Raw genomic sequence first — 24,656 nt, 5'->3', positions numbered from 1 at the left:
GAGTGATCAAGGGAAAAGGTTACAGGTGACAGTCAACAAAAACTATACCCCATGCCCCATGCCCCATGCCCCATGCCCTATGTCCCATCTACCCAAAAAAAGTATCTAATGTTTCCAACTGAACCTGCTGCTGTTAATAACGGCTTTGGCGCACTGCTAAAAAACCGTGGTTTTATGCTCCTGTGGATTGGGCAATTGCTGTCCCAGTTAGCAGATAAGGTCTTCTTCGTTTTGCTGATTGCTCTGCTGGAGAACTACCCACCGCTTCCAGGGTTGGCACGAAACTCGATGTACTCAACCTTAATGCTGTCGTTTACAATACCAGCAATTTTGTTTGGCTCTGCTGGTGGTATCTTTGTTGACCGCTTGCCAAAAAAGCTGATTATGGTCGGCTCAGATATTGTACGGGGGATATTGACGCTGTGTCTTCCCTTATTGCCACGACAGTTCCTGATTCTGTTAATCCTGACTTTTGCCATTTCCACAGTGACGCAGTTTTTTGCACCAGCTGAACAAGCAGCGATTCCCTTGTTGGTGAAGCGAGAGAATTTGTTGGCAGCCAATGCGCTATTTAGCAGCACGATGATGGGAGCTTTAATTGTTGGCTTTGCAATAGGAGAGCCGATTTTGAGTTTGGCGAAAAGTTGGATGGGAGAAGAATACGGTCAAGAGTTTGTGGTTGGTGGACTATACATATTATCAGCTGCGATTATGCAGCCAATAAAGTTTAAAGAACCCAAACGACCAAAGGAACATCGGGTATCAAATCACCCTTGGGCTGAATTCACTGAGAGCCTGCGCTATCTCAAGAAAAACCCTTTGATCTTGAACGCGATGCTGCAACTGACAACTTTATATTGTGTGTTTGCAGCCTTAACAGTGCTGACGATTCGATTAGCCGAAGAGTTTGGTCTAAAAGAAAAACAGTTTGGCTTTTTCTTGGCAGCAGCAGGGGTGGGTATGGTATTTGGTGCAGCAATTTTAGGTAACTGGGGTCAGAAATTGCATCGCAAGCCCCTACCTTTAATTGGATTTTTGATGATGGCACTAGTTTTAGGGGTGTTCACTTTTACGCACAACTTATTGCTGGCGCTAGGACTCTGTGCATTTTTGGGTGTAGGTGCTGCCTTAATTGGTGTCCCTATGCAAACTTTAATTCAACAGCAAACACCACCTACCATGCACGGTAAAGTATTTGGCTTTCAAAATCATGCCGTCAACATCGCTCTAGCATTACCTCTGGCTATTACTGGGCCATTAACTGATGCTCTGGGCTTACGATTTGTACTGGTAGCAATGAGTATTGTTGTTGTGGTTGTTGGTGTTTGGGCTTGGAAAAATACCCGCAATGTCTTGCAAGACGTAATTTAACTAATGTAAGCTAATAATCTAGCTTTATATCTAATATAAAAATTAATAAGATTTTGATTGAAGTTTTCAATTAAAATGAAATCTTAACTACAGAATTCAGCATTAATGTTAGCTATAGTCTGAGGTTTGGCCGTGCGTTCACTAAGTGTCTCCGTAGGAGAATCGGTTTCCCCAATTAGTCTCCCACAAACCGAGAATCACAAACAGTCTCGTGTCTCTAGTCCATCAGTCGTGCCCAAACGATCATCTGGCGGTTTTGCTCTGCTTGACAGCCTTCATCGCCACGGCGTTGATTATATTTTTGGTTATCCTGGTGGGGCAATTCTACCAATTTACGATGACCTATATAAGGTGGAAGCAACTGGTGCTATGAAGCACATTCTCGTGAGACACGAGCAAGGCGCAGCCCACGCCGCTGATGGTTATGCCCGTGCTACAGGTAAAGTAGGAGTATGCTTTGGTACTTCTGGGCCAGGAGCAACTAACTTGGTGACAGGCATCGCCACCGCCTACATGGATTCAATCCCGATGATTGTGGTTACAGGACAAGTAGCACGTCCGTCGATTGGTACAGATGCGTTTCAGGAAACTGATATTTACGGGATTACCCTACCAATCGTGAAGCACTCTTATGTGGTGCGCGATCCCAAAGATATGGCGCGAATTGTCGCCGAAGCATTCCACATCGCTAGCACTGGGCGTCCGGGGCCAGTTTTGATTGATGTCCCCAAGGATGTAGCTTTAGAAGAATTTGACTATGTACCTGTAAAACCAGGTTCAGTAAAGCTACGCGGTTATCGTCCCACTGTAAAGGGAAATCCCCGGCAAATTCATGCCGCGATCCAGTTGATTACTGAAAGTCGCCGTCCACTATTGTATGTGGGTGGTGGTGCGATCGCAGCTGGTGCCCATGAAGAAATCAAACAACTAGCTGAATTATTCGATATCCCTGTCACCACAACCTTAATGGGGATCGGTGCCTTTGACGAACATCATCCCCTAGCTTTGGGAATGTTAGGGATGCACGGCACTGCTTACGCTAACTTCGCCGTTAGTGATTGTGACTTGCTGATTTGCGTCGGAGCTAGATTTGATGATCGCGTTACAGGTAAGTTAGACGAATTCGCCTCCCGCGCCAAAGTAATTCACATCGACATCGACCCGGCAGAAGTCGGCAAAAACCGCATTCCCGAAGTGCCCATCGTCGGCGATGTGCGGAATGTGTTAGTAGACTTGTTGCGTCGCTGTCAAGAAACAGGGATTAAGGCTACCCCTAATCAAAACCAAGAGTGGCTGAATCTAGTTAATCGTTGGCGCGAAGAGTATCCTCTAATAGTGCCGCAGCATCCCGACAGCATTTCACCCCAAGAAGTAATTGTAGAAGTCAATAGCCAAGCACCCCACGCTTTCTACACCACAGATGTCGGACAACATCAAATGTGGGCAGCACAATTCTTGAAGAATGGTCCAAGACGCTGGATCTCTAGCGCTGGTTTGGGAACGATGGGTTTTGGCTTACCTGCGGCAATGGGCGCGAAAGTGGCGTTTCCTGATGAAGAAGTCATCTGTATTAGTGGTGATGCTAGTTTCCAAATGTGTTTACAGGAACTAGGAACAATTTCACAGTATGGAATAAATGTCAAGACAATAATTATCAACAACGGCTGGCAAGGGATGGTGCGCCAGTGGCAGCAAGCCTTCTATGGTGAACGTTACTCATGCTCCGATATGGAAGTAGGAATGCCAGACGTAGAGTTATTGGCAAAAGCTTATGGTATTAAGGGCATGGTAATCAGCGATCGCAGTCAATTAAAAGATGCGATCGCCGAAATGCTGGCACACAAAGGGCCAGTAATCTTAAATGTCCACGTCACCAGAGACGAAAACTGCTATCCAATGGTAGCCCCTGGTAAGAGCAACGCTCAAATGGTCGGCTTACAGAAGCAAGCACCGAAAGCGGCAGCCGAGCCAGTGTATTGTAGCCATTGCAATGCTAAAAATGCTCCTACCCACAATTTCTGTGCTGAGTGTGGGACGAAGCTGTAACGCTTTTTGATAATTCAGACTAGAGAGGTAGGGGAGCAAGGAGAAGGGGAGAAAGATACAGGAATTCCCCCTAATTCCTGCCCCCTTTCTTCTTGCGTAGGCATCGCTTAATCTTCCTGATTAGGTTGAGGTAAAAAGATATTTCCTAAGTAATGTCACTAAATCGCTTTGACTGTTGGAATTTAACAGCGCCTCCTGTTTCTTTGCTCGTTCTTCTCCCTTTTGCAGAATCCGAATGTCTTGGTAAATCATAGATTCTTGCATAATTTTCTCTCTGAAAAGGTGTGTAATCAAATTTTTGTCAAACCCTAAACCAGCTAAAACCTTTACACAAGCTGATATATTATGAAAACTACTTCATCAAACTTAGGTTTTATTAAAAGTTCATATACTTTTTGCTTTAGTTAGTTAAATATGCGAGTTAGAGTTAATTTTATATAAATCAGTTTTTTTAAAAACTTCAGTAACATTCCTCTTTTATTAACAAGTTAAATATAACTAGAATATTAATAGTTGTGCTGGCTTAGTTGATTAAAAAACGTCAATTATTCCAGGTGTATCTATTTGCTTCTCTTTCAGGCAGATTAAGTAGTCTTAAAATAACCGCTCTCTTTCTTTTTACAAAAGAGAGTTTAGCTTCCCCTTGATTGAGGGAAGTTAGATTGTTGTTAGCGAATTAATGTACTAAGCATTAATAGTCTGTTCATTTGTAAATCGCTGTGTTCAAGTTTTCTTGGACAACAGCGTCATGATTTCTATTGGAAAATTGCAGTTTTATTTCTAACTGAGAACAAACACAACTTCTTTAAGCTTTGAATATTTATCAACCCATTTTACCAATCCCTATGCAACAATATATTTCTCATTTGCTCGTACTGGTATTAGGAACAAGTTCAACTTTCCTAGTTACTCCATCTCAAGCTCAAACTCCAGTAAAAACCAACAGTCAAAATCCTGAGAATATTACTTCTATATCTTCAAGTTCACCTTCGGCTACCCAATTGAGTGATTTTGCCAATTCTACTAATAGCAAACCACCTCTCCTTTCTGAGGCAACTAATAACTCTTCTGCTACTAATGCCAATATAACAGCAAATAAGCCTCGTCCACGGGTTCCTATATTCAGCAGAATTTTCGCCACACCTTCGATGCAGCAATAATTAGCGGCTAAACATTTAGTTTACTTGCTTGGGTTGATCGAAATTTGCATTCATAGGTTACATATAACATTACCTAATGAAAATACTACCCCAGCAAGAGGGATTCTAATTGTTCTCTCTTGTTGGGGTGGGACGAATATCATCTATAGCTGTTCTCGTTTGTATGCAATAGAGATTTGGTGAAATTAAATATGCGTTATCGAGAAACCTTTTAAAGACGTAGCAGTGCTACGTCTCTAGATTCTTTTTCACTCATATCTATATACTTCTTGCATCAATCAATGAGCTTTCAGCTATATATGTGAGTCATACTCTGATTTGCTTTATGCTTGCAGCTGACAGAGCATTAAGCCAAACCATTGATTTGGATCTCTCCACACATCAAGAGGTAATAAACCTTGTGCATTTAGTTGCTGTTTGATAGTATTAAGGTCAAATTTGCGGGAAATTTCCGTGAGGATAGTCTCACCTAGTGCAAAATTAACCTTAAGATTAAGAGCGCGTAATTCTACAATTTGCGATCGCAGGCTGCATAAATGCATTTCTATTTGATGCTCGCTTTCATTGTAAAATGCTCGGTGTTCAAACTGGGTGGTGTCAAAGTTACCCTCAAACCGCTGATTTAAATGTTCCAGCATATTGAGGTTAAATGCTGCTGTCACTCCCTGGCTGTCGTTATAAGCTGGTTCCAAAATCTGTTTTGGCTTTCGTAAATCTATCCCCAATAAAAAATACTCACCTACTTGTAGAGCATTGGTAATTTGAGAGAAGAACAGATCACACTCATCAGGGGTAAGATTACCTAAACTGCTACCAATAAAACAAATCATCCGACTGGGTAATTGCGTTGGTAGGAGTTTTGCAAGGGCTAATTCATAGGTTCCCGCTAGTGCATAAACTTGGAGTAAGGGATAATCTTCTAATAACTGCTTGGCACTACTTTCCAACATACCTGCACTTACATCAATTGGTAGGTAATGCAGAGGATAGCTTAATTGCTGGTAGGCATCTAGTAAAATGCGGGTTTTACTAGAACTACCACTGCCAAGTTCTACCAATTCACAAACGCCAGTTATCTTAGCAATTTCACCAGCATACTGCTGTAAAATCTTTGTTTCTGTGCGTGTAAGATAATATTCTGGTAAATCACAGATTTGCTCAAACAGATCGGAACCACGGTTATCATAAAAGTAACAAGGGGGTAGAGATTTAGGTGTTTGAGTTAATCCCTTCACTACATCACTCCCAGCACTAGGTGCAACTATTTGAGTTGCTCCTATCAAACGCTCTATCAGCAAGCGTTTTTCAACGTTGCTTTGAGAAGTAACCTTGCTGTTAACAGCTTTAGATATCGACATGAAACCTCCGTTTGCTTGGCGTAATAGGTTACTTTGATAGCAGACCTTTACCCCAATCAGTGAAACACATAGCCATAGTTAATAAAATCATGCCTGAGCAATATAGCTCAAGCTTTAAAGCTATTTTTCGGCATTTTCACATTAGAATAGTAGCCAGTAAGTGCCTAAGTGCTATGTTTTAGCGGCGATAAAGACTCGATACAGGCAATATGCCCCAAGTACCAGCCAACACGACTAAAGTCAGAATGAGATTGACTAGATAATGTGGCTTCGTCCATATCCTGGAATAGCGCAAAAGTTTTCGAGCGATATTTATCAAAGGCTTGAGAAATAGCCTCTTTCACACTAGATTTGCTCAATTTGGATCTCACAGTCTGCTCCCACACTAATGATGCTATTTTCTGGGCAAGCAATCCAATTACCTAGAAATAGAGGTTCAGACGCAATAATTACGGATTTTGGGAAGGTTGGATCATCTCGTATCCAGTAAAGAGATGGAGGTGGTGAAGTGGTAGCAAAACGAGAGGCTATCAAGCGATGCCCGTCACTAAAAATTACGTTGAGCGAGGCTTCTACTTGATAGCGTTTTGCCATCTCTAAAAGCGTTAATAATGTGGTGCGTAAAGCATATTCTGGAGGTCGATGTTTGTTAATTTGACTTTGTGAAAGTAACAATGCAAAAATGTGTTCGGAGTCAGTACTACCATTAATTTTTTCGTAAAAATCTTGGGTTAAAGTGCTGCGAATTTTTCTGTGTAATGTTTTGCGGAAATTTTCGATTCGTCCATTGTGAATAAATAGCTGTTGTTGATGGCTAAAGGGCTGACAATTAGCAAAATCTACGGCTTGTCCTGGTGTAGCACTGCGGACATAAGCAAGTACACACTTTGATTCGACATAACGGCTGAGACTGGGTAAATTTATATCATTCCAAATAGGTAGGGTATTTTTGTAGATAAAAGGATCAGTATCTTTTTGACTATGATACCAACCCACACCAAAGCCATCTGCATTTAATACCCCAGAAGTCATTTCACGAGGTTGATAACTCTGGACTATTAGTGAGTGTTCTGCTTTATACAGAAGATGTTCTAAAGAGACAGGCGAACCGAGGTAAGCAAGTAAACGGCACATTATGAATATTCCACTTTCACTTAACACAATTATTAGGCAACAGCCTTACCCGCTTTTATTCACCATCATCAGTGGTTCCCACTTATATGGCTTTCCATCACCTGATTCTGATTATGACTTACGTGGTGTGCATATTTTACCAATTCAAGAAATAGTCGGATTAAAGACTAGGAATGAAGCTATTAAAGTTTCAGAAATTAGTGAATCTTTAGAGATTGATTTAGTCACTCATGATGTCAAAAAATTCTTTTTGATGCTACTTAAAAAGAATGGTTATGTGTTAGAACAACTGTACTCACCTTTGATATTAACAAGTTCACCCGAACATAAGGAATTGAAAATTATTGCTAAAAATTGTATTACCCGTCATCATAGCTACCATTATATTGGTTTCACTGCAACACAATGGAAACTTTTTGAAAAAGAACATACTTATCGAATTAAGCCATTGCTTTATGTTTACCGAGTTCTATTAACTGGAATTTATCTGATGCAAACAGGGATAATTGAAGCTAATTTAAATAATCTAAATGAGGTTTTTAATTTCTCATATATTTCTGATTTGATCGCCCAAAAATTAGCAGGTATAGAAAAGTCTGTATTATCAGATATTAATATAGATTTTCATCAAAGAGAATATGAACGTCTGCGTAATAAATTACAGAAGGTGTATCAATCTAGCCCATTACCTGAAACACCTTCAGCTTATGCAGCTTTGGATGATTTGTTAATACGCCTGAGAACAAAGAGCTATAAATTATAAGTTTTTAACTCAATTTGTGGGCATTAAAATACTAAATATATTATAGTATATTTTTAGAGAATATGTTGTAAAAATCAGGTAAATGAGCTTATAAAAAATGGAGTTAAGAGTTTTTAACTCTTAACTCCTAACTTTTTTACAACTTCAAATTCCAAGCAGCAAAAGCTAAAGCACCCCAGCCAGCAAGAAAGGCTGCACCGCCTAGTGGTGCGATCGCTCCCAAGGATTTAATACCGGTTAAGCTAAGGGCGTACAAGCTACCTGAGAAAATAGCAATGCCAATGATAAACAGCCATCCACTGGCTACAAGTGTGGGTTGAGGGGACTCGGTACGACTAATTAGTATTGCTACTAAAAAAAGTGCTAGAGCATGATACATTTGGTAACGAGCGCCAGTTTCAAAAATTTCTAACGATCGCTCACTAATCTTTTCCCGCAAGGCATGGGAAGCAAAAGCACCAGCAGCAACTGACAAACCGCCTAAAATGGCAGCTACGCTCAAAAAAATCTGCGTCATTAGACCTAGCCGTAAGTTGGGTATTGTAGTCATTAGTCATTAGTAATTGGTCATTAATAAATAACAAATAACAAATGACGAAGGACAAAGGACAAATGACTAATGACAATTAGACATCAAAATGATATGATACAGCCCCTTCTTCGTTCACCTTAAAGTTTGCATTGAATTCTTTAGCTTTTTCATCTAAATATTGTCTGGCGTGGGCTGCGGGTAGTTGTGACTGCATGGCAAAACCTAAAACAGTTACGCGCCCGTGATTTTCTTGTAGCATCTCATAAAAAATCGATTGCAGGCGATCGCTAACTTGTTGATTAATCGCCTTCTTCTCCTGCCGACTTTGACGGTACAATCCCAATGCTAACCACGTGCCCAGTGTTAGGGTAGGGACGCCAAAAATTAGACCACCAACACCAGCATTATTATCTTCATAAGTAGCATTCGGTGCGTTAAACTCATACTCACCCGTGGGTATTATGATGGCTTTACGTGTAGCAAATTTTTCTAATGCCGCTGTTGCTGATAGAGTTACAAACATGAATCCGAGTGTCAGTAGCCAACCAGCAGCTAATTTTTCAGCAGTTTTCATAGTTTCACTTCAGATTTACACTTTGCTTGTGATTTTAACCTGACTTTCATAAAGGTTCCAATATATCAATCTACTCGCGGCGACAGTTTTTTAGCTTATACACTCTCTTTGTGCAGCGTTGGTTAATACAATGTCACCCGTTGTGGTATGAAATTAGGGAATTAGAGAAACTAGATAAAACCCTTTGAGTCAGCATCCCCAAAAGTCTGATATCTTCTGTTGAAGCTTCAAAGAAGAAGTTTTATCTGAATAAAAAGTAAATGTGGTTATTTGCTTTCACTATTCTCTCGGGAGCAGCTGCGATCGCTTACTTTGTAAGAATGTATGATTATGCAGAGCGGAACAACGGTTATTTAGAGAAAAAACAAAGCTTGATGCCAACGGCAATATCTACCATATCTCAGCTTTGAGATTGTCAAATCGCAGCAAGATGTTTATTATACCTTTGCTGCGATTTTAACCTTAATTGCGTGTAGCTTCCAGTAGCCGAGAAAAATAGAAGCGAGTCTTCGTCATTGCCCGTCGTTGCAATGAAAAGCCATTACTTTCCAAGATTTTTACCACATCAGCCTCACGATGCAAATATGCACGAGTGGCTTTACTTGGCCCAGGAAAGAAACTACCAATTTTCTTGAGTATACTCAGGGCGCAAGTCTTCGGCGCAAAACTGAGAATTATCCGCGACTGTGCCAAAGAACAGAGGTGAGATATCATCTCATCGGCTTTTTCTTGAGGGTAATGGATGAGAACATCTAGGCAAATAACGGTATGGTAGCTACCACTCAATGATTCCAAATCCTGCACAGCAAAAATGGCATTCTCGGCATTTCCCAAAGTTTGCTTTGCTCTATCCCTACCTTCTTCTACCATTTTTTCTGAAATATCGGTGGCATAGACTTTGGCACCATCTACTGCCAGGGGAATGCTGAGACTACCGACACCACACCCAGCATCACAGATTGATAGCTCTGGTAAATTGTTATCAGCCTTCAGCCAACCGAGAACTGTATCCACAGTTTGCTGGTGTCCATTGCGGATGTCCAATTGGACTTTGTTGACTTCGCCATCACCGTAGATTCGCTTCCAACGGTCAAACCCTGTGGAATTGAAATACTCGCGAACAATCGTTTTGTCGTCGGCTGCGTTCATAAACTTCGATTTTTAGGGGTTCCCAATGCTTAAAATTATCATTGATAGGAACCCATAAGAGCGGTCTTCCAGATTTTTCCAGATGATAGTTCGCCGATCAGCAAGGATACTTACGTACACAGAGTAACTTAGGCTGTCGAATTCCAGTCTAGACGTGCAAAATTGAAGCTGTACTGGCTTAACAAGCAAAATACTGAATTTAACTTGGGTTTTATGGCTTTTAGATATACCTTTTGCTTATAACAGCGATTTATATTTAAATAAATATTTAAATATCCATGATTTTCACAACCTCAAATTTAATTGAGATTTATATATATGGATATAAAAAATACCTCCTTAAGATAGAATTTAATTGTGAGTGCAATATTTATACTATTAGCAATTTGATTAATTATCTGTAATCAATATGTTGTTGAAACAGCCTCATTCGTGATGTGCGAGTCAATGCCAGTAAAAAAGGAAAAGTAAAAATAATTGCGGCAAAAAAAAATTACAAAAGTTCAATATTTAACATTAGTTATAATGCTGGCAATACTGTTTAGAGAGCAAGTAGAGCCTGCAATTTGTAAAAATAGGGACAAAAAGATGAAAAACTTCAAATATATTTTGATGGTGGTTGTATTACTCGCAAGTTTAGTATTTGCTCAACCTTCGCTAGCTGATCGCCCGGAATATAGCAAAAATCCTGATTATATAACGCTGACTCAACAAGTGAATATTTTAAAAATGGCGGAAAAAACACAAACTCAGTTAGAGGGCTATACACCAGAGCAAATCGACCAGAAAATCAACGAGTTAGAGTTGCAAAAATATGCCTTTGAGTCAGGAATTGATTGGGGTCAGTGTACTAATCAAACAGGTAAGACTCTAGCTATCTACGGGCCAGAACCAAATATTGATGATGATGAATATTCTGAAGGGGCTGCACTGTATTTTCTGGGTAATGGCCAGACAACTAAAGATAGATGGAATTGTAAGGGAGTTTATCTAGCAAATGACTCTACAGCCCTTACTTTGGGAAGAGACAAACAAGGGCAAGAATTGGCAGGTGGCTTTGTGCTTAAGGTTCCAAATGGAACTAACTTAGTTTTGAAGACAAATCCAGATACTGGGGTAATTGAATTCAATCAAGCTGGTACTAAAATCTTGAAAAGCGGTGAAGTGAATTGGTTTATCCCAAACGTATCGCAAAACATTATAGATGCACGAGCGATCAATGCACCTACCAAAAAAGCATAGAAAATATATAGCAGTTCCCAGGTGGATAAAGTACATATCAAAACTTATTTCTGAACTCACAAAGAGGGGGAGATAAATTGATTGCACCAAGTTTTATCATTGGCTTTGTTATTTTGTGTATACCAGGTTGTGACTGGGCGATGGCTAAATGCTTTTACCACCATCATAATTTTGCCTGAAGCGCGTTTTTTCTTGTTCTTGTAGTACTTTGAGTTTACGTCTTAGTGCTTCTAGGGTTGAACCGTCAGCAATCCAGATGGCTGTAAATTTGGCGCTTACTGGCTGCCAATTCTTTGGTACTGCCTAATTTTGTGGCTGCACATTGATTCTTTCTATTACTTGCTCGAAAATTTGTGCAAATAATTCTATTGGCAGTGTTCTCAATCATTTTGAAACTGCTTGGGCACTCACTTTAATTCGACCTGCCCACAACAATCGTTCTTCGCATAAGACTCTTTGCACTTCTCTTGATCCAGGAATCTGACGATACACGCTTGCTCACAGCGATCGCCATCATTATTGGTAAGATCAGTATTCTGTCGCGCAATGGTTTCTTTTCTTCCTTTTCGTACAATTTCAAGGGTTTAAAGTTGAGCGGAGATAGTAATGAGTAAATTTTTTACTCAATTTCCTTTACTGGCGGCATCGGTACTTGTTTTTGTTGCCGCAGGTCTGGGTTTCCTATTCGCGCTGGACGTTTTCTTGCCATGAAGTATTTTTAACAACATCATTATTAATGTTCTTAGATTGCATCTTTTGCTTACTTTTTGCTTAAGTTGACACCAATGGGCACTGCCGTGCCCCTACACCCCACGATATAATGTTGTACCGCATCTGAATGGAAACCGCTATAATTTCATAGCCATAAAGCCCCAGAATCAGCCTCAATTATACTACTGCACGTTTGGTTTTAAATGTCGGAACACATATACTGTTTCTTTGTGAAGCTGCATATATTTACCTCCCGGCTACGCCGTCCCCCCAAAACATCTTTATGGAAAATTGATATTATACTTGTAAAAATTTTTAATGAGTTACTTTAGGACTGTTCATTCTATTTTTAGGGCGAGTTGCTCTTAACAAACCAGTTACAAAAAATATGTCAACAAGTTGGATTTACCTTATATTAGCAATCCTTTTTGAAGTTTCAGGCACAACTTGCATGAAATTATCGCAGGGATTTACTAAAATAGTTCCTTCAATATTAATATTTGTCTTCTATGGATTTTGTTTTACTTTTTTGACCTTTGCCCTCAAGAGACTTGAAGTGAGTGTCGCCTATTCTGTCTGGGCTGGATTGGGAACTATTCTAATTGCTATTATTGGTATTATTTGGTTTCGGGAATCTGCCACATTAATCAAACTTGTGTCGATCGCCTTAATCATCATCGGGGTAATTGGCATCAACGCAAGTAAATGAAGGAGGCAGGGAGCAGGGGGCAGGGGAGAGAGCCGTTATCTTCAAAAATCTGTCGTCAAAATATCTACTGTTTAACCAGTTGCTTTAAGCGAAAGTATGCCTCTTCTGGTGTCAGCGGTTCTGATTGACTTTCATTGGGTATATAAAATACCCAAGTATCAGGAAAGTAATGTACCACAAAGCTGGGAATTAAACCCAAGCTTACTGCTTGCTTTCCGAGTTTTTCAGTTTGCTCCTCTAAACTCAGTTGGTCATGAAATGGGTGTTCAACCATACTTTTGCATTTCCCTGTACTTTATTTGACTCTGGAAGAAGGTTCAAAACCAGTATTGCACAAATCACCTTTCGGTAATTCACCATTCACCATGTTCCAGAATGAGCTTGAGAATATTTTGGTACTAGACCTAAATAATTTCAAATATGGTTTCGTAGAGAATCATAAAACTATTTGGGTCATTCAGGGTAATCTGAAATTGGATTGAATAAGGCAGCAGGGCATTCCTTACGTTGAGGTCTTAGGAAATCATCTGTTTCCCCGTATACTCGTACTCGGCACAATCAGCGATGAGAGGCTTTGCGAACGTTGGTAAACTACACTTTTAGCCAAGTATTGCGCTATTGCTGTTCTCCACACTACTGAGAAATGGCAGGTGTTATGCGATTGGGTTGGAAAATTGTCCTATTCCTTTGCTCTCAAGGCATTAATTCATCTCGCCATCTCTAAAATAAGCGAATGAACAGCTGCCATTTTCCTCTAAAAATTATAAGTAAGTATGCGATCGCTCTAGCTTGCGTGGGTATAGTGGTGGACAGAGTACAAGGGAGCCATAAAGGAATGATGATTGTGTCACCGATGACTCACTAACGCTTCTTTACGAGACACACTCACATTCGCTATCGGTGACGCTAGCTCCCAGAGGAGTTGAAAGACGGATAATTTATGTTGTCTCTCTGACTTGCCTTCAACTGTTGTCTTTTGGCACAAGCAACAGCAATGCTTGTCTACCATCGCACCAACTTTAGAGGGAAAAGCTCAATTTCAACAAAATCGCAATGCTTATCTAAACCCCAATGGGAACAAATCTCTCCAACAGGCTAATTGTTGGCTGTAATGATTGGGCTTCAACAAATAGCGCACTTTGCTCACCAAAAACAGTCCAATTTTGGTTATTGGATAAAGGCTCAGAAGCAACAATAACTTGGTTTGGCTGCTTGAGTTCATCATAAGACCAATAAAGAGTAGGGGCTTGTGTGCGATAAGCATAGCGAATTGCTGCAACTGCTTGACCATCACTGACAATTACATTGGCACTAAAGCTAGTGTTATGTTCTGATACCAACTCAGTCAATTTTTGAAGTGTGGTATTTAATGCTGACAACAGAGTACTGTCTGGAGACGACTGCCGCATTTCCACTAGTAGGGCGAAGATGTGTTCAGAGTCAGTCGTGCCTTTAATCAGGCGGTATGTGGAATCAGAGAGGCTCTCACGTATTGGTCTATAAAGAGTTTGTTGAAAGTTTGATATTTCGCCATTATGCACAAACAAAAGTTTCCCACTACGAAATGGCTGACAATTGCTAATGTCAAGCGATTCACCTATCCCAGCTAATCGGACATAGCCTACAGTACAACTGGATTGTACATAGTTGCTCAAATCTTCCAGATTCGGCTCATTCCACAGCGGGATCGTATTTCGGTATACGATCTAGATTTAAACTGATTTGTGGCTGCTGGAGTATAGTTGCTAATAATTCGGGATAGCGTTGTTCTAAGTCTGCAATTTTAGCTTTTGCTCCCCAACAAGCATAGCCGTAGTAAGCATTTGTAAAGATTTATCGCAGCACGCTATGATTACTTATTCATTACTTTCAGATGTTGAACTGCCTTTTAAAGGAGTAAGCAAGAAAGAAAGTGTTCAGATCAAGTCGTCGGTGCTGCGAACTAACAATGAAAATCTAATCCACGACGCGGTAATGGATGGGATGGGTCTGGCATTCTTACCGACTTGGCTGATTGAAGACGATATTGCCGCCGGACATCTAGAGAGGGTGATGCTGGATTATCGATTTCCAGCCACCATGCTTTACGCTGTGTACACCAGCCGCAAATATCTTTCATCGAAAGTGCGAACCTTCATTGATTTTATTGCTGAATCTGGTCAGTTAAAATGATGCCACCTCACGTTATTCTAAGGTTGAGGTTTCGAGTTATGAGGTCGAAGTAATAATCTTTTCTCTCAATTCTCCACTACAGAGGCGATTAATCGTGTCTCTCCCTATCTCAAAATTTACTGTAAATTTTTAATTATGATTCAGGCAGAGGAATTTGTAGAAGCTGCGCGTAATCTTGGCTTTGGGTGGTACACTGGCGTACCCTGTTCTTTTCTCACGCCTTTTATTAACTACGTCATCAATGACGTTCAACTTAAATATATCTCCGCAGCCAATGAGGGAGATGCTGTAGCGATCGCAGCCGGAGCCGCAATTGCTGGGAAACCAGCTGTAGTAATGATGCAAAACTCTGGTTTGGGAAATGCAGTTAACCCGCTAACCTCCCTCACTTATATCTTTCGGATTCCGCTGCTGCTGATTTGTACTCTAAGAGGCGATCGCTTATTGCAAGATGAACCGCAACATCAATTAATGGGGCAAATTACAGAGAAATTGCTGCAAACAATGACTATACCTTGGGAATTTTTTCCCACAGACGCAGCAGAAATAGAACCAGTTCTGCAAAGAGCCACAGCCTATATGCAACAAGAACGCTGTCCTTATGCTTTAATTATGCGTAAAGGAGCGATTGCACCCCATGCACTCACCCGTTCTTCTATCCCCGAACGAGAAAATAGTGCGATCGCTCATATTCAGCAAAGCTTTTTTTGGGATAACAAAGAACAACGCATTTCTCGCAGCGAAGCATTGGCTCGGATTGTGGAACTTACCGATCCAGAAAACACTGTAGTAATTGCCACCACCGGATACACGGGACGCGAACTCTTCGCTAGTAAAGACAGCGCCAATCATCTTTACATGGTCGGCTCAATGGGCTGCGCTTCCTCAATGGGATTGGGATTATCCTTAGCACGTCCAGACCTCAAGGTAGTAGTAATTGATGGGGATGGAGCAGCTTTGATGCGAATGGGTAATTTTGCTACCATCGGCACTTATGGCGGTGCTAACTTGACCCATATTCTTTTAGATAATGAAGTCCACGATTCCACAGGCGCACAAGCCACCGTTTCTGCGGGTATCTCCTTTGCTAAAATTGCCGAAGCGTGTGGTTACAGCGTTACATTAGCCGGAGATGACCCCGCCCTTTTAGATGCCTTATTTACCGCAGATAGTAACACTAGACCTAAATTTGCTCATCTGAAAATCCGTCCCGGAACTTTAGAAAAGCTACCCAGACCCAACCTCACCCCGGAAGAAGTTTTACAACGCTTCATGAAACACATTGGTAATTCGTAATTTGTAATTCGTAATTCGTAATTAATAAATTCAAAGTACAAATTCTTAATTTATTAATGACAAATGACAAATGATAAATGATAAATGACAAAATGATTTTACTAAATCCTGGCCCCGTTAATTTGAGCGATCGCGTCAGAAATGCCCTGTTGCGTCCCGATTTGTGTCACCGTGAGGTGGAATTTTCCCAACTTCAAAGTAGAATCCGCGAACAATTACTTCAAGTTTATGGTCTTGGAAGCAATCGCTGGGCAGCAATTCTCCTCACTGGTTCTGGAACCGCCGCGATGGAAGCGATGATTAGCAGTTTAGTACCCGCAGACGGTAAATTGCTAGTAATTGAAAACGGTGTATATGGCGAACGACTATCCAAAATCGCCAAAATCCACGGCATTGATTACATCACACTTTCCCATCCTTGGAATGCCGAAATAGATATCAACGCTTTAGTCAAACTCCTGGATGAAAATACCGATATCACCCACCTTGCTGTCGTCCATCACGAAACTACTACTGGCCGCTTAAATAATTTGGTGAAACTTGCGCCAATTTGTCAAGAACGCGGTATCAAACTATTAGTAGATGCAGTCAGCAGTTTTGGTGCTGAGGAATTAAATTTTGCAGATTGGGGAATCACCGCTTGCGCTGCGACAGCGAATAAATGTCTGCATGGTGTTCCTGGAGTGTCTTTTGTCATCCTGCAAAGGGATGCACTGCCGTCAGTAGACACAATCCCCCGCACCTTATATTTAGATTTAGCAACCTATTGCCAGCAACAAGACCGAGGCGGCACACCTTTTACGCAATCAGTACAGACATTTTATGCCTTAACAGAAGCTTTGCAAGAAATGGCAGAAGCAGGAGGTTGGCGTACCAGACACAGCCATTACAACCAACTTGCCAATATAGTCAGAGACGGGTTAGCCTCAATCGGAATTAAATCCCTACTTCCTCTTGGCAGTTCATCCGTTGTCTTGAATGCCTACTATTTGCCAGACGGATTCAGCTATGAAGAATTTCACGACCAACTGAAAGCACAAGACTATATCATTTATTCTGGACAGGGAAATTTAGCTCAATCTATTTTCCGAGTCTCGACAATGGGAGCTATTACCGACACTGATATGGAACGCTTTGTTGTTGTTGTTAAGGAAATTATTCGGTAAACTGACTTTTCACTTTAGAAGCCTCCCGAAATTACTACTTTGATTCGTGGGCTTGAGCAGTTTGAATCCACCTTTTTTGGCTGGGAACTCGCTCTGGGTAAACTTGTGTGTACACCGTAGCCTAAAAGGAGAGAAATTTAGAGAGAGGTTTTCCAGATATTGTGAAAAGTCAGCTTGACGTTGAAATGTGCGATCGCATTTACCAGTGGGAATCATAACAAACAGATTTACCACAGTAAATAACCAATGGCTTACCAAAACATTACTGCCTCCCTTTCCCCAGCAGATATCCAAGAAATCAAAGCAGCCTTTGCAACTATCCAAGCAAAGATGCCTTTTCTCGTAACCCTGAGTGTGGAAGAACGACGCAAGTTATTTAAGATGGGCGATAAAAGCCTAGCTTTTGTCAATACCAGCCTGACTGCGGCCCAGTCTAACCGAGAAATTCTCCCAGCCAGCTTTGATGTAGATGATTTTGTACGGGATTATCAACTAGCAGCAACGCTTACTGAGCTTTTGATTAGATTGCGACAACTGACAGAACAAGTAGATGATACCTTAATGGCAGTCGGCAGCGAAGCAATGGGCAGCAGTTTGACAGTTTATGATTACGTCAAGACTGCTGCTAAGAAAACTCCAGGGTTAAAAAGTATTGCTGAACAGTTAGGCGATCGTTTTAAGGCTATTAAAAATAAACCTACTAAAACTAACTCTGGTTCATAAACTGAAAATCTTGCCAAAGATACCGGAAGAGTCAAAGGGGAAAAGTTAAAGGGAGATTTAATTCCTTTTCTTGTCCCCTTTTTATTTTGTCAACTGGTGAATGAGTTTTTGATACTCGTGGACGAGTCTTTAATACTCGTGGACGAGTCTTTGATACTCGTGAGCGAGTCTTTAATACTCGTGGACGAGTCTTTGATACTCGTGAGCGAGTCTTTAATACTCGTGGACGAGTCTTTTATACTCGTGAATGAGTCTTTTATACTCGTGAATAAGTCTTTTATACTCGTGAGCGAGTCTTTGATACTCGCGCGAGAGTCTTTGATACTCGTGGATGAGTCTTTGATACTCGTCAATCAAAATTAAGGCATTTCCAACTAAAAAAATATTTAATTATTTTTGTGATATGGGTGTCTTGCCCGTTTTATTAATTGTGCGGGCTTAGAAAGTCACCCTACAAGATCCAACTTTCTAAATCGGGAATTAGGAATTGCAAGGTTGTTATTATACTCATTCATAACCGTATGTAATCCCTTGCCCCCAATTATGCTCACCATACCCCGCCACACCAGCAAGCAATCGCTCTTTTTCCTTTTTTGTTTCACCCTACTCCTGACTTTCCTCCTCTCTTTACCTTGGGTAAACGCTAAAGAAAAACCTAAACTGGAAGTATGGCAGATTAACGGTTTTGTCTCAGCCCTAAAAGACCCAATACCCGAAGTCAGGGCTACAGCAACGGAAAACTTACAGCGATATCAGCCAGATAACTTTAAATCTCAGATAAAAAACTATTATGATGAGCTTGTAAAACAGTTTGTCAAACAGTCGCAGGATAAAGATTCAGCATTTTCCCGTAAAGCAGCAGCACAGGCACTAGGGCAGATGCAAGCCAAGGAAGTAGTTCCACAAGTTGCCCTGCTGCTCAAAGATTCTGACTTTGGTGTCCGTTATGCAGCAGCACAGGCACTAGGGCAGATGCAAGCCAAGGAACAAGCTCCACAAGTTGCCCTGCTGCTCAAAGATTCTGACTTTGGTGTCCGTTATGCAGCAGCACAGGCACTAGGGCAGATGCAAGCTAAGGAAGTAGTTCCACAAGTTGCACTGCTGCTCAAAGATTCTGATATAAATGTCCGTAAAGCAGCAGTACAGGCACTATGGCAGATGCAAGCCAAGGAACAAGCTCCACAAGTTGCTCTGCTGCTCAAAGATTCTAACAGTGATGTCCGTAAAGCAGCAGCACAGGCACTAGGGCAGATGCAAGCCAAGGAACAAGCTCCACAAGTTGCCCTGCTGCTCAAAGATTCGGACTCTGAGGTCGGTGATGTAGCAGCACGGGCACTAGGGCAGATGCAAGCCAAGGAACAAGCTCCACAAGTTGCCCTGCGGCTCAAAGATTCTCACTTTAGTGTCCGTTATGCAGCAGCACTGGCACTAAGGCAGATGCAAGCCAAGGAACAAGTTCCACAAGTTGCCCTGCTGCTCAAAGATTCTAACAGTGATGTCCGTAAAGCAGCAGTACAGGTACTAGGGCAGATGCAAGCCAAGGAACAAACTCCACAAGTTGCCCTGTTGCTCAAAGATTCTAACAGTGATGTCCGTAAAGCAGCAGCACGGGCACTAGGGCAGATGCAAGCCAAGGAACAAACTCCACAAGTTGCCCTGTTGCTCAAAGATTCTGACTCTGAAGTCCGCTATACAGCAGCAGAGGTACTAGGGCAGATGCAAGCCAAGGAACAAGCTCCACAAGTTGCACTGCTGCTCAAAGATTCTGACTCTGAAGTCCGTAGGGTAGCAGCAGAGGCACTAGGGCAGATGCAAGCCAAGGAACAAGCTCCACAAATTGCCCTGCTGCTCAAAGATTCTGACTTTGGGGTCCGTAATGCAGCAGTACAGGCACTAGGGCAGATGCAAGCCAAGGAACAAGCTCCACAAATTGCCCTGCTGCTCAAAGATTCTCACTTTGGGGTCCGTAATGCAGCAGCACAGGCACTAGGGCAGATGCAAGCCAAGGAAGTAGTTCCACAAGTTGCCCTGCTGCTCAAAGATTCTAACAGTGATGTCCGTAAAGCAGCAGCACAGGCACTAGGGCAGATGCAAGCCAAGGAACAAGCTCCACAAGTTGCCCTACTGCTCAAAGATTCTAACAGTGATGTCCGTAAAGCAGCAGCACAAGCACTAGGGCAGATGCAAGCCAAGGAACAAGCTCCACAAGTTGCCCTACTGCTCAAAGATTCTGACTCTGGGGTCCGTTATGCAGCAGCAAAGGTACTCATGAAACTAGGGCAACAAGATTTGCCAGTTATTGTGCAAATTCTCAATTCAGTTCACTATTATCCCTCTGAGATTGGTCAACTCAGGTTTTTAGCTCATTTTTTGGCAGCTGGTAAACCAGAGTTAGAAACTCTTATGCAATGGGTTGGTGAGCCTAAAATGCGACCAGAGAAACTGAGCTATAAGCAAGGAGTGGAAGCAATGCAAGTTTTCGAGAAAGCCTGGATAGATTGTGATTCTCTGCCAGAACTGCGAACAGAACTAGCACAACAAATTTCTGAAGTTGCTGCTAAAAAACAAATTATTTGGAAAGCCCAGGATATTAACTTACTGAACACTCATTACAGTAACCTCAAAAAAGTTAACTCCACTCAGGCTGAAGCACTACAGTCAGTAATTAATCATGTGAAATATTGACAAGTGCAATACGGTTGGGTTAAAGAAATTTATATGTTAAGGCAGGCTATTCTTGAGCAGGAAAGGCAGGGGAGGTAAAGGAGGCGGGATAGAAGCGCAATGTGAGATTTCATTTATTAATAAAGATATAGCTACGGCAAAACTTATGTGTACACCGTAGCCTTGTAAAAAAGAGAAATAGAAGTGAGGTTTCAAATATAGCCGTAGTCACATAGGTTAGGACATAATGACAAGCGTAAAAGCTAGGAATAGTAATAGTTTTACTTCCTGCCTTCTGCCTTCTACCTTCTGCCTTCTGCCTCCTGCTATATCTTTAACAGGGCATCAAAGCATCAAATCTTCCTAGTACTGCCATATCTTCTTCATCTAACTCTGTCGGAATTCCACTGCGAATTAATTCTGAAAAGTTTTCATTGGGAACCATAACAGTCAACGTGTACAAGCGACTAGAACCAGTATTTTTAATTAAATGAGTCCCAGTGGGAGGTATCAATAAACTATCTCCAGCTTTGATCGTGGTACTCTTGCCGTCACACGTGGCGATCGCTTCCCCTTTAATGACGAAAAACATTTCCACCGCCCACTGATGGCGATTTGGCGGTGTTTGTCCACCAACATCAAAAATTTCTATGCAGCAAGTCAAGGAAGTATTAGCATTTGTGGAATCGAAGACAATTGCTAATCGATTAGAGTCATTGGGACTAATGCGATATACTTGGTAATCTTTAGCAGATTTGATAACCGGAATTACACAACTAGTAGCGTTCATTTATTTATCTCCTCTGAAGTTATCGATGGATATGAAAATTCCTGAAATCTGAGTCCTGAATATTAAGTTATTAGTTATATCTCTAAATCACTTTCATCACCTGTACAGACGCGATTAATCGCGTCTCTCCTACTCCTCACCATTTTGCAGCGCTGTTAAAATTCCTTGCGAGTCAGTGACAAAACCGAAGCATTGTTTGACATTATACAATGTCGCCAGCCAACAATATTCAGGAGAAGTGGTAGCGGTGCAATCTTTAACCAACACGCAGTCATATCCTAAAAAATTGGCATCACATAAGGTAGTTAGCACACATTGATCGGCATTTACACCAGCAAAAAATAATGTTGTCCTTCCCAAATTCCGCAAGATACTATCTAAAGGAGTATCCCAAAACCCACTCATGCGATATTTGTCCACACGAATATCTTCGGGAATCTGTTCTAGTTCGTCTACTATTGCCGCAGCCCAACTACCTGCCATGAGTACTCTAGCACCATTGCTTGGTAGTGGATCGCCCAATCCCACACCTTCCCCTGTGGGATTATAGACGTGGCGCGAACTAGCACTAATATTGAGCAAGTCAGGACGATTCCCCCAATTTACCCAAATGACTGGAACACCAACTTCACGCAGTTCGGGAAGTAAGTTGTTCAAAGGTTCAATGGGCTGACGCGCTGGAGTTACATCTACACCGATATGCGCTAACCAGCCATCAGGGTGACAGAAGTCGTTTTGCATATCAATGACGAGGATAGCAGTTTTTGCCAAGTCTAGGCGCAGGGTTTTAGTTTCTGTTGATAAGATAACGGGTTGTGGGGTCTTTTGAGGACGAGTGATATCTGCGATCGCATCATTCACTGTCCACGCATTTGGTGCAACTCCCAATGTCCGTAATGGTAAATTCATAAAATTTCAGTACCCAACACCATTTTCTATTTTGTAACTTGAAATTCAAGTCAAAATACAATTACTTAATCAAGGTTAAATATGGTAAATTTCACTATCCAAAATATTTTGGTTGCTGTCAATGATGATTATGCAACGGTAGATGTACAGATTGTAGATGGAGCGACGCCGATAGCGAACGTGAGTACGTCTCGTAGAGAAGTGTTAGCAAGTCTTGCCTACGGCACGCTGCGCGAACGAGCGTCATAGCCCGTTGTAGACATCGCAGCCATTTCCCCCAATCTACAAGTAATTGGCACTGCCATAGATGGCAACCCGGACATAATATGACTAGACCATTTCAGACAATTTTTACTGAACACCGCGTATTTTGGGCTGTTTTACTCTTTGGTACAGCACTGGTGGTAACACTAGCACTGTCACTTTCTCAAGGAGCAGTACCTTTAAATATGTCGGAATTTTGGCAAGCCATTCTCCACAAAGGCGATCCGGTAAAACAGACAATTCTCTGGGATTTACGTCTCCCACGCATTACTGCTGCGATCATTGTCGGCGCAGCTTTGGGAATGTCAGGAGCACTGCTGCAAGGAATGTTACGTAATAGTCTTGCCGATCCATTTATTTTGGGCATTTCAGCAGGTGCGGGACTACTTGTAATTTTGATGATTGTCTGCCAAATATTCCCGATCGCAATTCCTTTAGCAGCATGGATGGGAGCAATTTTAACTGCCGCGATCGTTATTTTACTGGGTCGTTCGGGGTCGGGAATTTCTGTTGAGCGGTTGATTTTAGGTGGAGTGGCGGTGAGTTCTTTATTTGGTGCTGTACAAAGTACATTGCTGCTTTTAGCTGAAGATGGGCAAATTCAAATTGCGCTCAGTTTCCTAGTTGGTAGTCTTAATGGACGGGGTTGGCAAGAAATTGCTACGACTGGACCTTATATCATCGTTGCATTGATCGGGGGATGCTTGCTGGCGCGATCGCTAAACATACTGGCTTTGGGAGATGATTTAGCTGTGAGTTTAGGGCTTTCGTTGACGCGATCGCGCTTGTTAATTGGTGGTGTCGCCACTCTATTAGCCGCAGGTGCAGTCAGCATCAGTGGCTTGGTTGGATTTGTTGGTCTTGTTGTTCCTCACGGTGTCCGCCTGATTGTTGGTACAGATCATCGCTTTGTTTTACCACTTTCCGCCCTTGCAGGTGCATGGTTACTCACTTTTGCAGATTTACTCTCTAGACTAGGAGCAGTAGAACTACCAGTAGGTTCCGTCACTGCCTTGCTGGGTTCACCCCTGTTTATCTGGTTACTTTATCGTCGTTCTGCTGGGTTTAATAAATTTTGAGCTATCAATAAGCAATGCGATTAGAGATGAAAAAAAGAGGAACCAATGGTTCCCAAAATCTAGTAGCAAATGAATATTTTCGTCAGACTTCTAGTTTCTTATTGGCCCTACACTAGAATTTGTTTTGTAGTTATAAATAAAATGTTGGGGTAGAAGAGGTTTTTGGAGGTAAGGGTTGGGGATTAAGTGCTAGCCAGTCAAAAGAAAATAACAAAAATCTACCATTACTAGGTGGTGGTAGTGGTAAAGTTGATGAACCACCATTAATAGATTGAGCTTCAGTGTCTGTCAGTTCGATCTCTTGAAAATAAATATCTTCAATGACTATTTTTTTTGAGGTTTGCATCATAAGTTTAAGCTAAAATTTATATTCAGCTACCAAATAAATTGAGAGAAGTTGCCTTGAGTTATTTCAGGACAACCTCTTAATTGCCCTCGCAGAAATTTCTGTATGGATTAATTAGGGATTACTCCCAATACTGCGTAGGTTTTGCCTAAAAAATCACTTCGGTGTAGGTTGGGTTGAGGAACGAAACCCAACATTTTTAGGGCTTTGTTAGGTTTCACTAAAGTTCAACCCAACCTACAAATTTTCTTAACCGAGTAGTATTGGGATTACTCCTGGTCAATTAATATCTGATAATTTTGGTGTTTTGGGCTGTTGTTCGGAGCTAATGAATTCAGTCTTAGGTGGTTTTCCTATTGTTTTAGGAGGTTGTTTTTTTGTTTTAGGTTGTGGGTTATTATTCTCGCTCATCTTAATTTATCTCCTTAATAGCTTTAATTATTTGGCTGTTTTAAGATTTCTTGCTTGGAGTTGGTCAAGCAAAAAGTTCAGTGAACG

General features: G+C 41.5%; 29 protein-coding genes and 1 pseudogene. 16 read left to right on the top strand and 14 right to left on the bottom strand.

Annotated elements, in window-relative coordinates; translation table 11 throughout:
- Nucleotides 1-108: 108 nt before the first annotated feature.
- Complete coding sequence (locus tag V7K60_RS19795; protein ID WP_334927555.1) at nt 109-1,371, top strand: MFS transporter; 1,263 nt, start codon at nt 109-111, stop codon at nt 1,369-1,371.
- A 132-nt stretch (nt 1,372-1,503) separates the two neighbouring features.
- Nucleotides 1,504-3,417, top strand: coding sequence for a biosynthetic-type acetolactate synthase large subunit (gene ilvB, locus V7K60_RS19790; protein ID WP_334927553.1), 1,914 nt, complete (start codon nt 1,504-1,506; stop codon nt 3,415-3,417).
- Nucleotides 3,418-3,537: 120 nt separating this feature from the next.
- On the opposite strand, the gene V7K60_RS19785 is transcribed toward ilvB, so the two are convergent.
- A complete protein-coding gene (locus tag V7K60_RS19785; protein WP_334927551.1) occupies nt 3,538-3,681 on the bottom strand; it encodes a hypothetical protein in 144 nt (47 codons plus the stop codon).
- A gap of 581 nt (nt 3,682-4,262) precedes the next feature.
- Here V7K60_RS19785 and V7K60_RS19780 point away from each other — a divergent pair.
- Nucleotides 4,263-4,577, top strand: coding sequence for a hypothetical protein (locus V7K60_RS19780; protein ID WP_334927549.1), 315 nt, complete (start codon nt 4,263-4,265; stop codon nt 4,575-4,577).
- Between the two features lie 323 nt (nt 4,578-4,900).
- Here the strand turns inward: V7K60_RS19780 and egtD are convergent, their stop codons facing one another.
- The 3 genes from egtD to egtC all read right to left on the bottom strand — a co-directional run bounded on the left by egtD (nt 4,901) and on the right by egtC (nt 7,069).
- Nucleotides 4,901-5,935: an L-histidine N(alpha)-methyltransferase gene (egtD, locus tag V7K60_RS19775; RefSeq protein ID WP_334927547.1), complete on the bottom strand. Its 1,035-nt coding sequence runs from the start codon at nt 5,933-5,935 to the stop codon at nt 4,901-4,903.
- Nucleotides 5,936-6,099: 164 nt separating this feature from the next.
- The gene (locus V7K60_RS19770) at nt 6,100-6,279 is read right to left on the bottom strand and encodes a hypothetical protein (RefSeq protein WP_334927545.1); all 180 of its coding nucleotides are present in this window, start codon (nt 6,277-6,279) and stop codon (nt 6,100-6,102) included.
- A gap of 1 nt (nt 6,280) precedes the next feature.
- Complete coding sequence (gene egtC / locus V7K60_RS19765) at nt 6,281-7,069, bottom strand: ergothioneine biosynthesis protein EgtC (RefSeq protein ID WP_334927543.1); 789 nt, start codon at nt 7,067-7,069, stop codon at nt 6,281-6,283.
- Between the two features lies 1 nt (nt 7,070).
- Here egtC and V7K60_RS19760 point away from each other — a divergent pair, with 1 nt between their 5' ends.
- Entirely contained in the window at nt 7,071-7,832 is a 762-nt protein-coding gene (locus V7K60_RS19760; protein ID WP_334927541.1) for a nucleotidyltransferase domain-containing protein, read from the top strand.
- 136 nt (nt 7,833-7,968) lie between these two features.
- Here V7K60_RS19760 and V7K60_RS19755 read toward each other — a convergent pair whose 3' ends face one another.
- Complete coding sequence (locus tag V7K60_RS19755; protein ID WP_334927601.1) at nt 7,969-8,349, bottom strand: DUF423 domain-containing protein; 381 nt, start codon at nt 8,347-8,349, stop codon at nt 7,969-7,971.
- A gap of 109 nt (nt 8,350-8,458) precedes the next feature.
- Nucleotides 8,459-8,938, bottom strand: coding sequence for a hypothetical protein (locus tag V7K60_RS19750; protein ID WP_334927539.1), 480 nt, complete (start codon nt 8,936-8,938; stop codon nt 8,459-8,461).
- 260 nt (nt 8,939-9,198) lie between these two features.
- Between V7K60_RS19750 and V7K60_RS19745 the strand changes: the two genes are divergently transcribed.
- Complete coding sequence (locus tag V7K60_RS19745) at nt 9,199-9,348, top strand: hypothetical protein (RefSeq protein WP_334927537.1); 150 nt, start codon at nt 9,199-9,201, stop codon at nt 9,346-9,348.
- A 52-nt stretch (nt 9,349-9,400) separates the two neighbouring features.
- Here V7K60_RS19745 and bchM read toward each other — a convergent pair whose 3' ends face one another.
- The gene (gene bchM / locus V7K60_RS19740; protein ID WP_334927535.1) at nt 9,401-10,087 is read right to left on the bottom strand and encodes a magnesium protoporphyrin IX methyltransferase; all 687 of its coding nucleotides are present in this window, start codon (nt 10,085-10,087) and stop codon (nt 9,401-9,403) included.
- 588 nt (nt 10,088-10,675) lie between these two features.
- On the opposite strand from bchM, the gene V7K60_RS19735 reads away from it, so the two are divergent.
- On the top strand, nt 10,676-11,329 hold the full coding sequence (locus tag V7K60_RS19735) for a hypothetical protein (protein ID WP_334927533.1): 654 nt from the start codon (nt 10,676-10,678) through the stop codon (nt 11,327-11,329).
- Between the two features lie 71 nt (nt 11,330-11,400).
- On the opposite strand, the pseudogene V7K60_RS19730 reads toward V7K60_RS19735, so the two are convergent.
- Nucleotides 11,401-12,038 (bottom strand): annotated as a pseudogene (locus V7K60_RS19730) (IS4 family transposase); the annotation flags it as partial.
- A gap of 390 nt (nt 12,039-12,428) precedes the next feature.
- Between V7K60_RS19730 and V7K60_RS19725 the strand changes: the two are divergent.
- Nucleotides 12,429-12,749 (top strand): DMT family transporter, encoded by a 321-nt coding sequence (locus V7K60_RS19725; RefSeq protein ID WP_334927532.1) that lies wholly within the window; start codon nt 12,429-12,431, stop codon nt 12,747-12,749.
- A 64-nt stretch (nt 12,750-12,813) separates the two neighbouring features.
- Here the strand turns inward: V7K60_RS19725 and V7K60_RS19720 are convergent, their stop codons facing one another.
- Nucleotides 12,814-13,023, bottom strand: coding sequence for a hypothetical protein (locus V7K60_RS19720; RefSeq protein ID WP_334927530.1), 210 nt, complete (start codon nt 13,021-13,023; stop codon nt 12,814-12,816).
- A gap of 459 nt (nt 13,024-13,482) precedes the next feature.
- On the opposite strand from V7K60_RS19720, the gene V7K60_RS19715 reads away from it, so the two are divergent.
- On the top strand, nt 13,483-13,614 hold the full coding sequence (locus V7K60_RS19715; protein WP_334927529.1) for a hypothetical protein: 132 nt from the start codon (nt 13,483-13,485) through the stop codon (nt 13,612-13,614).
- A 196-nt stretch (nt 13,615-13,810) separates the two neighbouring features.
- On the opposite strand, the gene V7K60_RS19710 is transcribed toward V7K60_RS19715, so the two are convergent.
- Nucleotides 13,811-14,404, bottom strand: coding sequence for a class II glutamine amidotransferase (locus V7K60_RS19710; protein ID WP_334927528.1), 594 nt, complete (start codon nt 14,402-14,404; stop codon nt 13,811-13,813).
- A 151-nt stretch (nt 14,405-14,555) separates the two neighbouring features.
- Between V7K60_RS19710 and V7K60_RS19705 the strand changes: the two genes are divergently transcribed.
- From V7K60_RS19705 to V7K60_RS19680, 6 genes are all read left to right on the top strand, one after another.
- Nucleotides 14,556-14,921: a LysR substrate-binding domain-containing protein gene (locus V7K60_RS19705; protein WP_334927599.1), complete on the top strand. Its 366-nt coding sequence runs from the start codon at nt 14,556-14,558 to the stop codon at nt 14,919-14,921.
- Nucleotides 14,922-15,056: 135 nt separating this feature from the next.
- Nucleotides 15,057-16,217 carry a phosphonopyruvate decarboxylase gene (gene aepY, locus V7K60_RS19700; protein WP_334927527.1) on the top strand — a complete coding sequence of 387 codons (1,161 nt, stop codon included), beginning with the start codon at nt 15,057-15,059 and terminating at the stop codon, nt 16,215-16,217.
- A gap of 77 nt (nt 16,218-16,294) precedes the next feature.
- Complete coding sequence (locus V7K60_RS19695; protein ID WP_334927526.1) at nt 16,295-17,383, top strand: 2-aminoethylphosphonate aminotransferase; 1,089 nt, start codon at nt 16,295-16,297, stop codon at nt 17,381-17,383.
- 246 nt (nt 17,384-17,629) lie between these two features.
- Nucleotides 17,630-18,106, top strand: a complete 477-nt coding sequence (locus V7K60_RS19690; RefSeq protein WP_334927524.1) for a hypothetical protein — start codon at nt 17,630-17,632, stop codon at nt 18,104-18,106.
- A 96-nt stretch (nt 18,107-18,202) separates the two neighbouring features.
- On the top strand, nt 18,203-18,469 hold the full coding sequence (locus V7K60_RS19685; RefSeq protein WP_334927522.1) for a hypothetical protein: 267 nt from the start codon (nt 18,203-18,205) through the stop codon (nt 18,467-18,469).
- Nucleotides 18,470-18,649: 180 nt separating this feature from the next.
- Nucleotides 18,650-20,791, top strand: coding sequence for a HEAT repeat domain-containing protein (locus tag V7K60_RS19680; RefSeq protein ID WP_334927520.1), 2,142 nt, complete (start codon nt 18,650-18,652; stop codon nt 20,789-20,791).
- Nucleotides 20,792-21,104: 313 nt separating this feature from the next.
- Here V7K60_RS19680 and V7K60_RS19675 read toward each other — a convergent pair whose 3' ends face one another.
- Entirely contained in the window at nt 21,105-21,560 is a 456-nt protein-coding gene (locus V7K60_RS19675) for a cupin domain-containing protein (protein WP_334927518.1), read from the bottom strand.
- Between the two features lie 129 nt (nt 21,561-21,689).
- The gene (locus V7K60_RS19670; RefSeq protein ID WP_094348971.1) at nt 21,690-22,469 is read right to left on the bottom strand and encodes a cysteine hydrolase family protein; all 780 of its coding nucleotides are present in this window, start codon (nt 22,467-22,469) and stop codon (nt 21,690-21,692) included.
- A gap of 81 nt (nt 22,470-22,550) precedes the next feature.
- Between V7K60_RS19670 and V7K60_RS19665 the strand changes: the two genes are divergently transcribed.
- Both V7K60_RS19665 and V7K60_RS19660 read left to right on the top strand, forming a co-directional pair.
- The gene (locus tag V7K60_RS19665; RefSeq protein ID WP_334927516.1) at nt 22,551-22,718 is read left to right on the top strand and encodes a hypothetical protein; all 168 of its coding nucleotides are present in this window, start codon (nt 22,551-22,553) and stop codon (nt 22,716-22,718) included.
- Between the two features lie 77 nt (nt 22,719-22,795).
- Nucleotides 22,796-23,812, top strand: a complete 1,017-nt coding sequence (locus tag V7K60_RS19660) for a FecCD family ABC transporter permease (RefSeq protein WP_334927515.1) — start codon at nt 22,796-22,798, stop codon at nt 23,810-23,812.
- Between the two features lie 130 nt (nt 23,813-23,942).
- On the opposite strand, the gene V7K60_RS19655 is transcribed toward V7K60_RS19660, so the two are convergent.
- Entirely contained in the window at nt 23,943-24,161 is a 219-nt protein-coding gene (locus V7K60_RS19655) for a hypothetical protein (RefSeq protein ID WP_334927514.1), read from the bottom strand.
- A gap of 276 nt (nt 24,162-24,437) precedes the next feature.
- On the bottom strand, nt 24,438-24,569 hold the full coding sequence (locus tag V7K60_RS19650; RefSeq protein WP_334927513.1) for a hypothetical protein: 132 nt from the start codon (nt 24,567-24,569) through the stop codon (nt 24,438-24,440).
- Between the last annotated feature and the right edge of the window lie 87 nt (nt 24,570-24,656).

The organism is Nostoc sp., assembly GCF_036917555.1.
Lineage (GTDB): Bacteria > Cyanobacteriota > Cyanobacteriia > Cyanobacteriales > Nostocaceae > Nostoc.
Note: the sequence above shows the minus strand (reverse complement) of the source record. Positions and strands in the feature narration are given on the sequence as shown.